The sequence below is a fragment of the Gemmatimonadota bacterium genome, assembly GCA_009838845.1.
Lineage (GTDB): Bacteria > Latescibacterota > UBA2968 > UBA2968 > UBA2968 > VXRD01.
Map to the genome: position 1 here is coordinate 19,888 of VXRD01000007.1, position 14,187 is coordinate 34,074.

At 50.7% G+C, this 14,187-nt stretch carries 13 protein-coding genes; 12 read left to right on the forward strand and 1 reads right to left on the reverse strand.

Going from position 1 to position 14,187, the window contains the following annotated elements:
* The first annotated feature begins 4 nt into the window (after positions 1 to 4).
* The 10 genes from radA (at position 5) to F4Y39_00910 (ending at position 9,493) form a co-directional block, all read left to right on the forward strand.
* Positions 5 to 1,372: a DNA repair protein RadA gene (gene radA, locus F4Y39_00865; protein ID MYC12254.1), complete on the forward strand. Its 1,368-nt coding sequence runs from the start codon at positions 5 to 7 to the stop codon at positions 1,370 to 1,372.
* Between the two features lie 24 nt (positions 1,373 to 1,396).
* The gene (locus F4Y39_00870) at positions 1,397 to 2,017 is read left to right on the forward strand and encodes an RNA 2'-phosphotransferase (GenBank protein MYC12255.1); all 621 of its coding nucleotides are present in this window, start codon (positions 1,397 to 1,399) and stop codon (positions 2,015 to 2,017) included.
* 61 nt (positions 2,018 to 2,078) lie between these two features.
* Positions 2,079 to 2,987 (forward strand): hypothetical protein, encoded by a 909-nt coding sequence (locus F4Y39_00875; GenBank protein MYC12256.1) that lies wholly within the window; start codon positions 2,079 to 2,081, stop codon positions 2,985 to 2,987.
* A 26-nt stretch (positions 2,988 to 3,013) separates the two neighbouring features.
* Positions 3,014 to 4,309 (forward strand): hypothetical protein, encoded by a 1,296-nt coding sequence (locus tag F4Y39_00880; protein MYC12257.1) that lies wholly within the window; start codon positions 3,014 to 3,016, stop codon positions 4,307 to 4,309.
* A gap of 88 nt (positions 4,310 to 4,397) precedes the next feature.
* On the forward strand, positions 4,398 to 4,880 hold the full coding sequence (locus tag F4Y39_00885) for a tetratricopeptide repeat protein (protein ID MYC12258.1): 483 nt from the start codon (positions 4,398 to 4,400) through the stop codon (positions 4,878 to 4,880).
* A gap of 4 nt (positions 4,881 to 4,884) precedes the next feature.
* Positions 4,885 to 5,880, forward strand: coding sequence for a MoxR family ATPase (locus F4Y39_00890; GenBank protein ID MYC12259.1), 996 nt, complete (start codon positions 4,885 to 4,887; stop codon positions 5,878 to 5,880).
* A gap of 11 nt (positions 5,881 to 5,891) precedes the next feature.
* Positions 5,892 to 6,773 carry a DUF58 domain-containing protein gene (locus F4Y39_00895; GenBank protein ID MYC12260.1) on the forward strand — a complete coding sequence of 294 codons (882 nt, stop codon included), beginning with the start codon at positions 5,892 to 5,894 and terminating at the stop codon, positions 6,771 to 6,773.
* Positions 6,774 to 6,784: 11 nt separating this feature from the next.
* Positions 6,785 to 7,711, forward strand: a complete 927-nt coding sequence (locus F4Y39_00900) for an ATP-binding cassette domain-containing protein (GenBank protein ID MYC12261.1) — start codon at positions 6,785 to 6,787, stop codon at positions 7,709 to 7,711.
* Entirely contained in the window at positions 7,711 to 8,484 is a 774-nt protein-coding gene (locus tag F4Y39_00905; GenBank protein MYC12262.1) for an ABC transporter permease subunit, read from the forward strand. The genes F4Y39_00900 and F4Y39_00905 overlap by 1 nt, the downstream gene beginning before the upstream one ends.
* A gap of 13 nt (positions 8,485 to 8,497) precedes the next feature.
* Positions 8,498 to 9,493 (forward strand): Gfo/Idh/MocA family oxidoreductase, encoded by a 996-nt coding sequence (locus tag F4Y39_00910; protein ID MYC12263.1) that lies wholly within the window; start codon positions 8,498 to 8,500, stop codon positions 9,491 to 9,493.
* An 81-nt stretch (positions 9,494 to 9,574) separates the two neighbouring features.
* Here the strand turns inward: F4Y39_00910 and F4Y39_00915 are convergent, their stop codons facing one another.
* Positions 9,575 to 11,428 carry a Rieske (2Fe-2S) protein gene (locus F4Y39_00915; protein ID MYC12264.1) on the reverse strand — a complete coding sequence of 618 codons (1,854 nt, stop codon included), beginning with the start codon at positions 11,426 to 11,428 and terminating at the stop codon, positions 9,575 to 9,577.
* A gap of 294 nt (positions 11,429 to 11,722) precedes the next feature.
* Here F4Y39_00915 and F4Y39_00920 point away from each other — a divergent pair, with 294 nt between their 5' ends.
* Together F4Y39_00920 and F4Y39_00925 are read left to right on the forward strand one after the other, a co-directional pair.
* Positions 11,723 to 13,204 (forward strand): circularly permuted type 2 ATP-grasp protein, encoded by a 1,482-nt coding sequence (locus tag F4Y39_00920; GenBank protein ID MYC12265.1) that lies wholly within the window; start codon positions 11,723 to 11,725, stop codon positions 13,202 to 13,204.
* 17 nt (positions 13,205 to 13,221) lie between these two features.
* Positions 13,222 to 14,181, forward strand: a complete 960-nt coding sequence (locus F4Y39_00925; protein MYC12266.1) for an alpha-E domain-containing protein — start codon at positions 13,222 to 13,224, stop codon at positions 14,179 to 14,181.
* Positions 14,182 to 14,187 lie beyond the last annotated feature (6 nt).

Sequence of the window (14,187 nt, forward strand, 5' to 3'; positions counted from 1 at the left end):
GCCCATGGGCAAAATGCGCGTGCGGTATGTATGTCAGCAATGCGGTGCTGATTCGGGACAGTGGTTTGGTCGGTGTGTATCCTGTGGTGAATGGAACACCTGTGTCGAAGAACAGGCATCGCCCGATGTAAAACAAAACAGACGCGCGGACGAATGGATCAAAGCAAATCCGCCGCAGCCGATTACGGAAGTGATGGGCGGTAGAGAAGACCGCATTGAGACAGCTATCGGCGAATTTGACCGCACATTGGGTGGCGGCATAGTGCCCGGCATGGCTGCGCTTGTCGGGGGCGATCCCGGCATTGGCAAATCCACATTGCTCTTGCAAGGCGTTGCACAACTCGCGTTTTCGGGTATGAAGACGCTGTACGTATCCGCAGAAGAGTCTCCTCGCCAAACGCGAATGCGCGCCCACAGAATCGGCGCGTTATCCGATGAATTGTACTTGATTTCTGAATCCAATCTCGATCTAATTTGCGGCTACATCGAAGAAATGCAGCCCATTGCGGTTGTGGTCGATTCGGTGCAGACCATTTTTAGCCCAGATCTACAAAGCGCGCCGGGAAGTGTGGCACAAGTCAGAGAATCTTCTGCCAAACTGGTGGCACTGGGCAAACGCACGGGCACATCGATTTTTTTAATCGGGCATGTCACCAAAGAAGGCACGGTTGCAGGACCGCGCGTGCTCGAACACATCGTCGATACCGTACTTTACCTGGAGGGCGAACAACACGGTGCATTTCGCATTTTGCGGGCTGCCAAGAACCGGTTTGGCTCGACAAATGAAATTGGCATTTTTGAAATGTGCGATCGGGGGATGGTCGCAGTGGATAATCCCTCACAGGTATTCTTGCCCGAGCGCGAGGCCGACCGAGAAGGCACAGCCATTGTTTGCACAATTGAAGGTACACGTCCCATTTTGGTCGAAGTACAAGCACTGGTCAGTCGCAGTAATTTCGGGTACCCGCAGCGCGTGGCCACGGGATTTGATGCGCGGCGGATGGCGATTTTAATTGCCGTGCTCGAAAAACGGTCAGGCCTGCAATTGGGTACTGAGGATATTTTTTTAAATGTCGCAGGAGGCTTGCGCATTGACGAACCCGCTGTCGATCTGGGTGTAGCTATGGCTATGGCGTCGAGCTTTCGCAGCAGACAGATGTCCCGCGATACGGTTGTAATTGGCGAAGTTGGGTTGGGCGGAGAAGTGCGTGCGGTTGGTCAAATTGAACGCAGAATGACCGAAGCGCGCAAACTGGGCTTCACGCGGTGTATTGCCGCCAAAGCAAATTTGAGTGGGGCGCGCATTCCCGATGGCCTGTCGTTGATTGGCGTTCAGGATGTGGATGCCGCGCAAGATGTGGTGTTTTCATAGAGATTATTTTTACGGAGAAAGCGCATGGCACCGAGAATTGTACACATTTCCAAATTGTTATCATTGATGTTGCGACACAGGCCCGATGAGTTTGGACTGCAAGTTGACCGCTATGGTTTTGCCGACCTCGACGAGGTTTTACGTGCATTTCAAGACCGAAATTCGACATTTACTCTTGAAGATATTGAAAAAGTGGTTTATGATGGAGAAAAGCAACGTTTCGAGATTGTGGAAAATCGCATTCGCGCGCGTTATGGGCACAGTTTTTCCATCGACCTGGGTCTCGATCCATCAGAACCACCCGAATTTTTATACAAGGGCGTGGATTCTGCCGATGTTGAGCGATTGTTGTCTGAAGGCCTGGTGCCTGATGATCGCGATTATGTACATTTGTCATTTGATGCCGATGTCGCCGCGCGGTTAAGTGCCAGGCCCGGACGCCGAGGGGCAGTCATACGCATTGCAGCAATACGCGCCCATCAGGCTGGCGTGCATTTCTACGATTGTGGTCCAACCATATTGACCAAACATATTCCCGGGGAATTTTTGGATTTAGAACGGGGAGGGGTCATAACGTCGCACAACGTATCTCAAGAAGAAAATGTGACTTATGGTCGACGGCGGCGCTTCTCGTCCCGGCGGTAGTTAAATGGTAGTTTTGGGGCGTGTTCACAGGGCCAGCATGACCTTCTCATAAAAACATTTTATGGCTAAATCAAACGAAAATCACACGCAGTCCTTGCTGAGTACCGCCAAAAATTTGGCACGGGAAACCTGCGCTGATATGATCCTGCTCGTGGCTAATTCCGGCGTGAGCCAAGATGATGTTCACAGGCTAAACGCCACCTGTCAGGTCCTGATTGTTACGGAAAAAAAACACTTTTTGAGTGGTGTGGAAGAAAAGGGTGTGCAGCGTTTAACTTATGATTATCGCAGAAGTGATGGCACTCCCTTCGAACAATTGCGACAATGCATTATCAGGGGCCTGGAGAGTGGATATATTCGCCGAGATGCGCGATTGGTATGCCTGAGTAGCATGCTGGTCTCTCGGGGCGTAGATGCGATAACGGTGATGGATACCAGTATTGGGTTTGATATATACGACCCGGCAAAAATTGCAGCCATAGCGGGCAATTTACCGCTCAAAGTTGTCAAAACCACGCTCGATCTTGCCATCAATATTGGTAAGGAAGGTCGCGAAGGCGAATTGGTCGGCACCTTATTTGTCATTGGCGATTCCAAACGGGTTTTGCACCATTCGCGATCCATGACATTTGATCCTTTTCGCGGATATTCCGATAAAGAAAAAAATATCTGTAATCCCGATGTTCACGAAGGTGTCAAAGAAGTATCGCTGATGGATGGCGCATTTATTATTCGGGAAGATGGGGTTATTATATCTGGAGGACGCTATATTTCAGCGAGTGTGCGCGGTCTCACTTTGCCCAAGGGGTTGGGCGCACGGCATGTGGCGGCGGCGGCGATTACCAAAACTACCCGAGCCATCGCCCTGGCTATTTCTGAGTCAACAGGAACAGTTCGCGTATTTAAGCAAGGCAAAATCGTTTTGCAAATTAACACGCATCGGCGACATATTGAGCAAGATCAGTTGTAATGGACATATTGCGCTAAGAGATACTTATGCAGCGGTGGATCGTGCCCCTTTTGATGGGGTTGGTCATGACGAGCAGTTTTGCTGCAATGCCGGCATTGGGCAAGCATGTGCCGGTTTTTTTTATGCTTTTTGGCATTGCATCTGTGGCCTATCTCATTGCCATCTGGCATTGTAAATATGTGCCATTGACCGCTATTGTGCTCGTTTCCGTTGTTTTTCGGCTTAGCCTTTTGTTTTCTATTCCCGCGCTATCCGATGACATTTATCGCTATGTGTGGGATGGACGCGTACAGTGGGCGGGCGTCAACCCCTACCGGTTTGCACCTGCAGCACAAGAACTGGTGCATGTACGAGACGCGCTCATTTTTTCCAAAATTAACCACCCCGAATTGCCCACCATTTATCCGCCCATTGCCCAAATGGCATTCTGGGTAGGATATGGGATTTCGAGTGGCATACTGGGCATTAAGATGCTACTCGTGTGTGCCGACCTGATTGCGGGATGGCTTATAGTCTGTTTGCTCAGGCATTTTGAGCAGCGGCCTCAATGGGTTTTGATTTACTTCTGGCATCCGCTGATCGTGGTGGAAATCGCTGGAAATGGACATATTGAATCACTGGGCATCGTCGCTTTGTTAGCCGCATTGTACTTGTTCTTCAAAGGACGAGATCGCATAGCGCTAAGTGCGCTGGGCGGGGCTGTTTTGGTGAAATTCTTTCCCCTTGTTTTTTTGCCGTATTTTGTGCGCTGGAAAGGGTGGCTGCCAACCAATTGGTCGGCACTGCTCATGGTCCCCTGTGTCATACTCCTGGGATATCTGCCCTATGCCTGGGCCGGCGCATCTGTCTTTGGTAGCCTGGGCACTTATGCACAACACTGGTCGTTTAATAGCGCGATATTCGATGTACTCATTCTACTTTGCGGCAATGGGCAGATAGCGCGTGGCATTATTGGCTTGCTCTTTTTAAGTGTTGTTCTGTTTCTGATCTGGAAGAGAATTCCCCTGTTGCGCTGCGCATATCTGACTGCGGCGGCCTTTGTTCTGCTGACCCCTACTCTTCATCCGTGGTATGTCGTGTGGTTAATTCCATTTCTCGTTTTTTTTCGGCATCCGCCCTGGATCGCTTTCTCACTTCTGGTGGTCTTATCCTACCACATTTTGATCCAGTATCAGACCCGTGGTGTATGGGAAGAAGCCGCATGGGTCCAATGGGTGGAATACGGTGGTTTAGCACTGATGGGCATACCGTATTTGCTTCTCAAGTACACGGAAATCTTGACGAAAATAGGACGTTTTTTTAATATACACCGTCCAATCTGATCGCACTGTGTAGAGAGAAAAAACGGGAACTCGAATTGGACAAAAGCGTTTTTGAAAAAGTTTGAATAAGCAAAGGAGATGGAAAAAGATGCACAGATTTCGATTTCTATTCTTTTTGCCACTATTTGTCGCCTGTGAGGGACAAGACCAGTCTGCGGATCTGCTATTTCGAGAGGGCGAACAAGCCGCGCACGATATGGCGTCGTATCCAGTGGCCGAGGTCAAATTGGCGGAATTTCTGGCGCAGTTTCCCGACGATCCTCGCGCTGAGGTGGCACTACAGGCTCTGGCTCGGGTGTTGATGAATCAGCAGAAACACAAAGAAGCTATTGCGCGATACGAAACCCTGATCGCGCGATTTCCGCAGAGCCGGTATTGTGTACAGGCACAATTTATGATTGGCTACATCTACGATCAACTCGGCGATTACAAACAGGCGCAGATAGCCTATCAGCAGGTGGTTGATACATATCCAAACTCTGAGCTGGTAGATGATGCCGAATTTTCGATTGCAAATTTGGGCAAAGCGCCCGAACAGTGGTTGCGTACCAAACCAATAAGTCGAGAGTGATGCAATGACAGTTGGACAAGATATTCAGGTAATCAATGAGCGGGTTGGGCGCGAAAGCGTGTTTGTCGATCGGTTATTGGCCGAGGTGGGCAAGGTCATTGTTGGGCAGCAGGACATGATCGAACGGCTGTTAATCGGTCTGTTGTGCAACGGCCATGTCCTGCTCGAGGGCGTTCCCGGTCTTGCGAAAACTTTAGCCGTCAATTCATTGGCTCAGGCGATTCAGGCGTCTTTTAAACGCATTCAGTTTACACCCGATTTGTTGCCCGCCGACCTGATCGGCACAATGGTCTATCACAGGGAGACGGGCCAATTTGTAGCTCAAAAGGGACCTATTTTTGCCCAACTCGTACTCGCCGATGAAGTCAATCGCGCACCGTCAAAAGTACAAAGTGCCATGCTCGAAGCCATGCAAGAGCGTCAAGTTACCATTGGGAACGAAACATTTGCCATGCCCGATCCATTTTTGGTGCTGGCCACGCAAAATCCCATCGAACAAGAGGGGACCTATCCACTGCCCGAAGCACAGGTCGATCGCTTTATGCTGAAAGTGCGGGTAACATATCCCAATAAACAGGAAGAACGCGCTATTGTCGATCGCATGAGCCGCGATGCAACCCCTCGGATCGAGAACGTTATAACAACTGACGATCTCATTCGTGCGCGAAGCGTAGCCGACGAGATTTACGTGGATGACAAAATCAAAGATTATATCGTCGATCTCGTGTTGGCAACCCGTGATCCGGCGGCTTATGGTCTGGATGATTTGCGCGCCCTGATCGAATTTGGCGGATCGCCGCGCGCGTCTATCGCCCTGACCCGCGCTGCCAAAGCACACGCGTTTTTGCGCCATCGCGGCTATGTCACCCCCGAAGATGTGAAAGCCATTGGACTGGATGTGTTGCGTCACCGCGTGCTGGTAACTTACGAGGCAGAAGCCGAAGAAATTGACTCCGAAGAAATCGCACGCCAAATATTCGATCACGTTGAAGTGCCGTGATAGTTTTTACCATGATTCCAACTGAAATCCTCAAAAAAGTGAAGCGCATTGAGTTGCGCACGCGCAATCTGGTGAACACGATTTTTGCCGGCGAGTACCATTCGGTATTTAAGGGCAGGGGAATGGCATTTGCAGAAGTGCGAGAATATCAGCCCGGCGATGATGTTCGCACAATTGACTGGAACGTGACAGCGCGTATGGGCGACCCCTTTGTCAAGGTGTTCGACGAGGAGCGCGAACTCACCGTAATATTGATGGTGGATGCGAGTGCGTCGGGCGACTTTGGAACGGTGGCGCAAATGAAAGGCGAGATAGGTGCTGAAATTTGCGCTTTGCTCGCCTTTTCAGCAATTCAGAATAACGATCGCGTGGGACTGATCATTTTTACCGACGAAGTTGAGTTGTTTATCCCCCCCAAAAAGGGCAAAAAGCATGTGCTGCGTGTCATTCGAGAGTTGTTGTATTTTCAACCTTCGGGGCGCGGTACAAATATCGATGCGGCATTGGAGTATTTGAATCGCGTAACCTACAGGCGCAGTGTGGTGTTTCTGGTATCGGATTTTTTTGCTTCCAACTATGAAAAAGCACTGCGGGTTGCAAATCGGCGTCACGACCTGGTAGCGATAGCGCTGGAAGACCCTCGGGAGTACGACCTGCCTGCAATTGGCATAGTGGAGTTAGAAGATGCCGAGACGGGCGAAGGCATCATGGTCGATTTCGGCGATGCAGCAGTGCGCGATGCATTTCAAAAGCTGACGCGAAAAGAGCGCGATGACCGCGAAGCGTTGTTTCATCGCATGGGTTTAGACGCTGTAAATATTTCGACTCAAGGGGCGTATCACGAACCGTTGATGCAATTTTTCAGGATGCGGGCAAAAAAAATTAAGGGATAAAGGAGTAAGGTGTGATAGAAGTTGATCGCCTGACAAAGCGCTACGGCGCGTTTACGGCTGTTGACGACATTTCATTTCAAGTGGGTAAGGGTGAAATTGTCGGTTTTTTGGGACCAAACGGCGCGGGCAAAACCACGACCATGCGCGTACTCACCTGTTTTTTGCCCGCCACAGAAGGCACGGCACGCATTGCCGGCTACGATATTTTTGACAATCCATTGGAAGTCAAAATGCGCATTGGATATTTGCCTGAATTGCCGCCCCTGTATCGCGATATGCGCGTGCGTACATATCTGGAGTTTATCGCTAAAATCAAGGGGGTTGCGCCAAAAGAATCCAGACGGCGAATTGATGAAGTCGTCGTTCAATGCGGACTTGTGGGGCGCACCGAGCAACTCATCGGTCATTTATCCAAAGGATATCGGCAACGGGTAGGGCTTGCACAGGCGATATTGCACAACCCTGAGGTAATCATTATGGACGAGCCAACTTCGGGTCTCGATCCCAATCAGATCATAGAGGTGCGACAATTGATCCGCGAACTTGCCCAGGAGCGCACGGTGATTTTAAGCACGCATATCTTGCCCGAAGTTGAAATGACCTGCAATCGCGTAATCATTATCCACGAAGGTAGGATTATCGCTGTTGATACCCCTGAAAATCTCACGGCTAATATGCGCGACACAACGCGGTTTTTTGTTCGGATATCGGGCGATATGGACATCGCGGCCAAAGCCATTGCCACTATTGAAGGGATTAGCGATGTGACGCGAACAAACAATGGGCTGCACGTCCATTGGCCAGCTAAAGCTGATTTGAGTGCCGCAGTATCGGCTCGCATTGTAGGATTGGGCATGGGACTGGTGGAAATGAAGCGTGATGCCATGTCTTTGGAAGAAATTTTTCAAGCGCTGACCATGAACGAGGAGGAGGGGTGATGGGTAATGTAATGGCGATTTTTGGCAAAGAGATGCGGTCGTATTTTGGCTCGCCAATTGCATACGTGATGGCCGGTGTGTTTTTGCTATTTAGTGGCTTTGTTTTTCGCAACCAGTTGCTCGAATTTCACGATATGACCGTATATCTGAAATTGGCAGAACGCGAAGAAAAAATTCTACTAAACGTCAATACAGAGGTTGTCACACCATTTTTTGAATTTCAGACTTTTATCTGGATGATCGTGATTCCAATGCTCACGATGCGTCTCTACGCTGAGGAAAAACGCGGGGGTACGTATGAGTTGTTGATGACCTCACCGATTACTTCAGCACAAATTTTGATAGGAAAATTTCTCGCTTGTTATGTATTGTATTTGCTAATCGAAGCGATGGCCTTCGGCTATATTGGCGTATTGTCTATGCATGCGCAATTAGACTGGGGGCCCGTTTTTTCCGGTGCGCTGGCTGTAGTGCTTATTGGCGCCACATTTATCAGTGTGGGCATTTTGGCGTCGTCTTTGACCGAAAATCAGATTATCGCGGCTGTGTTGTCTTTTTTCTTTCTAATTCTACTGTGGATTATCGACTGGGCCGCGCGTTTTGCCAGCGACATATTTTTTGTTATTTTGAAATTTCTCTCCCTCATCGAACACACCCGAGACATGATTCACGGTGTTGTCGATACCCACGACGTGGTATTTTTTATTAGTGCTGCGGCTTTTTTTCTTTTTTTAACACATATGGTGCTCGAATCGCACAGGTGGCGAGCGTAGGAAGGACGCTATTATGAAAATCGGTATTATGGGCATGCACTACGGACATATAAGTGGTATGTTTCACTCGGCAGTCAATGTGCCAAATAGCGAAATCGTCGGCATTGTAGAATCCGATGACGCGCTTTGCGAAAAATATACCGCAGACCACAACATCACCCGCTTTGCCACACTCGACCAGATGCTTGAAAAAGCAAAACCCGATCTGGTAATTGAGGGTCTCGAGCATCACGAAAAAACGCCTGTCATTGAAACGTGCGCGGCAGCCAGCGTCCACATGCTACTCGACAAACCGCTCTGCCGAACGACGGAAGAATTACAACGCATCAAAACCGCTGTTGCAAAAAACAATATCAAACTCTCGACCTTTTTCACATCTCGTAGTTATGGAGCCTTTATCGCATTGAGACAGGCGATTCAAAACGGCGATTTGGGTGACCTCGTAAGCCTCATCACCACACATCCGCACAAACTCGGCGCCAATCCCCCTGCACTCTACTTCGATGCTGACAAATATGTGGGTACATTCCACGACCTGGCAGGCCACGGGGTGGACCAGGTTCGCTGGCTCACCGGCGCAGAATACACAGGTGTTCACGCGCTCGGCACACTCAAAAAACACATCGACACGGGCCTCATATTCGATCACGTCCAGGCTTCGTTTCAACTCGACAATGGCGCACTGGCCACCGCCACTGCCGATTGGCTCACCCCAAACGATGCGCGATCTTTTGGCGACACGCGATTCATTATTATGGGCACCGAAGGTTCGGCACACTTGCGTGCCTATGCCGACGATCACGTGCTCATTGTCTCCAACAAATCGGGCACTTACGAACCCAAACTCCCTCCCTCAACTAATCACACATTTGTCGAAAATATGATTGATGCACTCTCGCGTGGCGAAGAAAACTCAATCTCAACAGACGATACCCTCGCCGTTGCCAATGCCTGCATCACAGCCGAAGAATCGGCGCGACAAGGTGGAAAATTTCTATCGATCAGATAGTGAGTGGCACACAAAAAAGCAGTAGCAGGATGTTGCCTGCTACTGCCTGTTCAGCCCTATGCCTTCACCTTGCCCCTTGGCCTAATTATCATCATCCCGCTCGCTTAGCAGTTCCCCGCGCTGCAGCCGCTCCGCGTTCTCCGTGGACCACAGAATTCCCTTCATCACCTTCTGGGCGGTAATATACCGGGTCGCCGCCAGCAGGTGCATACGCTTCTCCTTCGGATCGTCCGACAGGTCGTAGTGCCGGAACGCCACCTCCAGCACCTGGAACATGTGCAACTCCGCATCCTCGCGCAGCATAATATGGGCCAAAGTATGCCTGAGTTTCGTGATATCGTATCCTTCCTCCAGGTACTGGCTTACCAGCACCTCAGCCTCGAAGACCTTCTGGAAATCCGCAAACTCCTGTAGCCGGTCCAACATCTTGTCCTCAGACGCGAACGTCTCGTTCAGCCGCTGTCCTTCCCTGGGCAGGCGGGCCGCTGGCATGTTGAGCCAGCGCAAATAGGTCATAAACACAGCGCCGTGGAAAATGCCGCGTAAAAGCTCTGCGCTCGGCGCCAGGTGGAAAGCGCGATAGAGGGCATGGGCATAAGAGTAAATATTCGCCACATCGTGCCAGTCCCCCTCGTTCTTGAGGTGGAACCGCGCTGTGCGGATGGCCCCGGCATAGGTCATCGCCCGGCAGATATCCGTGGGCTTCACACCTTCGCGCAATTTGTCTTCGATCTCGGCGACAATCGGCTCAAACTCCTCCCCCAGCAGCGTCTGCGTAAAAGCAGAAATATCCAGCGGTGCCTCGTTTTCCTGGTTCGCTTCCCACATCCCGTCCAGACGGGTGAAAATATCTTCCAGGACCGGCACGCTGTCTTCCCACCGGGCGGTCTCCTCGTGTCGTTCCCTGCCCACTAAATCTACCACAATCGGTCGCAAAATCTCATTCGCCCCTTCCCAATCTACATAATCTAAGGCCTCGAACATCTTATTCGCGAAATCGAGCGCGTGACCGTCCCCGGTAAAATAGAAATCCGTCGCCGTGGTAAAAACGATATCCGCAATCTCTTCTGGTGAATATCCACGGTCGTACAGGGTCATCAGAATACGCTGTGCAGCGCTGCTGCTGCGCTGATCCACCAGCCGCCGGAACCAGCGTTTGAGGGTCGCCAGGTCCGGTTCGTCCGATGTTTTGGGCAAAGGGAAACCCTGCCGCCGCGAACCCCCTGATGTGCGTCTGGAAATCTGTGTCAGCCCGTGGACCAGGAAAAGATTGTGGTCCCTCTCGCCCACATCTTCCCACATATTTGCAGCCAGCGTCAAAATGGCCACTCCCGATGACCAACCCTCATTCGATTTATATGCCCCGTAAAAAAGTCCCTGCTGGATCATCTCCTGCGGCGTGGCACCCGCAGCCTTTAGCGCGGTAATCGCCTTGGCAATCAGGAGCGAGCTCCGATCTTTCAAACCCTGCTCAAGAATATACTTCCCCCGGTCAATCTGTCGGCGTCTGGCCGCCTCTTTTTCGCCCGGCGCAAGCCCCACGTACAGACATCCGTCATCCCGCACCTCCACGGGAAAGCTCTTCAGATCGTTTCCAGCTCCAGAGGTTATGAAACAACCGCCCGTCTTAAGGTCGAACTCCCAGTGGTGCCAGTGACAGATCAGGACCCCGTCCCGAACGCTGCCCTCGGACATCGGATATCCCATGTGCGGACAGCGGTTATCTACCGCATTGAACTCCCCCTCGTAGCGAAAAACGGCGATGTGGGTGCCCTCCACCGTAAACGGCTTCCCTTCGCCTTCTTCAAAATCATCAGCAGAGCACAATTTGTGATACACCAGATTGCCCGGATCCACCTCCGGAGAAACATCCAGAGTCATATCCCCGTCCATCAGTCGATCCTGGAAACTTTGAGTAGCGATAGCCATAACCATACCCCCTCAAAATAATGACCTGAAGTAGAAAAAAATAATAGACTAAAACCGCATTTTACGATTCAATAAAAAATATACTACAATTGCAGTACGTGGTCAATGTGATGGTTCTGTGTCCATCCCTGCTTACACCTGCAGGGACATGCCTGCGGATACCTCCCGCCTTTCATCCTGCTCATCCTAAAATCCCGACCCGTCGTTCTACCCAAAAAACAATTGACAGGTGCTCTCCACCGCCTTATTATTTTTTGTCGCCACGTCACGTAAGCCGTTCTTTTGCTGGATGGTGAACACATGGACTTTTCATCTTATGAACTCGGCGGATTTTACGACGAACTCTTTGAATCTCCGAACACGCCCCATCCCGGCGCGCGATTGCTCCTCGAAAAACTCGGCGAACTCTCCAAAGACGAACTCCAAAAACGCCATCAGGCCGCCGAACTGGCCTTGATGAACATGGGCATCACATTCAACGTGTATGGCCACGACGCTGGCGTTGAAAAAATTTTTCCCTTCGACATCATTCCGCGCATCGTTTCTCATACTGATTGGACCTACATCGAAAATGGCCTCAAGCAACGCATTCAGGCCCTCAACCTCTTCCTCTGCGACATCTACGCCGAGCAAAAAATCCTCAAAGACGGCATCATTCCCCGCTACGTCATCGACACAGCCAAAGAATTTCTAAAACCCTGCATTGGCCTTTCGCCAACCAAAGATGTGTGGTGTCACATTTCCGGCATTGACCTCGTGCGCGATAGAGACGGTCAGTTTTACATCCTCGAAGACAACATGCGCTGTCCTTCGGGCGTGTCTTATGTGCTTGAAAATCGCGAGGTTCTCAAACGCATATTTCCGGAAGTATTTGAAGCTTCTCATGTGCGACACGTCGATGACTATCCCGCTCAATTGCTCAACACACTGCGCTCTCTATCTCCTTCCCATGTCACATCCCCAACGGTCGTTTTACTCACACCCGGCATCTACAACTCGGCCTATTTTGAACATGCCTTTCTCGCCCAACAAATGGGTGTCGAATTGGTCGAAGGGCGGGACCTCGTCGTTGCCGATGGTTCTGTATCGATGCGAACGACCCGAGGATTCCAGCGCATTGACGTTATTTATCGGCGCATTGATGCCGAATTTCTCGACCCAAAAGTCTTTCGTCCCGATTCCATGCTGGGCGTACCTGGCCTCCTGGAGGTCTATAAAAACGGTCAGGTAGCCATCGCAAATGCACCCGGCACAGGTGTTGCCGACGACAAGGTCGTATATGCTTATGTGCCGCAAATCATCAAATATTATCTCAACGAAGACATCCTGCTGCCCAATGTGCCCACCTATGTTTGTTGGGACGACAAGCAACGCCAGCATGTACTCGAAAACCTGGACAACCTCGTGGTCAAAGCCGCGAATGAGTCGGGCGGATACGGCATGCTCATTGGCGTGAATTCCACACGAGCCGAACGCGAAGACTTTGCCAACCGCATCACCCAAAACCCACGCAATTATATTGCACAGCCCACCATTGCACTCTCGCGAAGCCCTATTCTGGTAGAAGACCACTTTGAAGGTAGGCATGTCGATTTGCGGCCCTATGTCCTCTACAATGGCGAAGACATTTATGTCTTGCCCGGTGGGCTGACGCGTGTAGCCCTTAAAAAAGGATCTCTGGTGGTCAACTCTTCACAAGGCGGGGGTAGCAAAGACACCTGGGTATTATACGACAGTGACGACCCATTTGTCCCGTCCAGGTATCTTTCACAAACGCACTAACACGCACGAGCCACCTTATGTTAAGCCGCGCAGCAGAATCCATTTACTGGATGAGTCGTTATCTTGAACGCGCCGAAAATGTCGCCCGCTTTATCGAGGTCAATTGCCACTTGATGCTCGACTTGCCCGTTGAAGCCAAAGGGCAGTGGGAACCGCTTGTGCTCACCACTGGCGATCAGGACCTGTTCTACGAAAACTACGCAACGGACAATCAAGCCAGCGTCATTGACTTCCTGACATTTAGTCCCATAAACCCCAACTCCATTATCTCCTGCTTGCAAAACGCCCGTGAAAATGCGCGTTCTATCCGAGAAATTATTTCACCGGAAATGTGGGAACAGATTAACAAATTCTACTTGCAGGTGCAAAACATCGACAAACCCCAAGCACAGGATACTCCCCATACCTACTTTACAGATATCATCATGGCCAGTCACCTGTTCACAGGCATTCAGCGCAACACCATGTCTCACAATGAAGCATGGCAATTTGCTCAACTGGGGCGGGACTTAGAACGCGCCGATAAGACCTCGCGCATCCTCGATGTCAAATACTTTTTTTTATTGCCCGAAGTTGGTGATGTGGGCACGCCCTTTGACAATATCCAGTGGTCGGCATTGCTCAAATCTGCCAGTGCCCTCGAAATGTATCGCAAGCAATATGGCCCTATCGACCCCCATAATGTGGTCGATTTCTTGCTCTTAAACCGCGAATTTCCCCGCGCTATTCGATACTGTCTCTCCAGAGCCAATCAATCCTTGCACACCATATCAGGCACACCCGAAAGCTCTTTCCAAAACACATCTGAACAAGTACTGGGTCGCCTGCTCGCCGAACTGGATTACACCAGCATCGATGAAATCATCACGCGGGGTCTGCACGAATACCTCGACGCATTTCAAACGCGCCTCAACCGGCTTGACAACGCTATATTTGAGACCTTCTTCGCAACTTCACCCTCCTCCACGACCGCCTGAAATCTT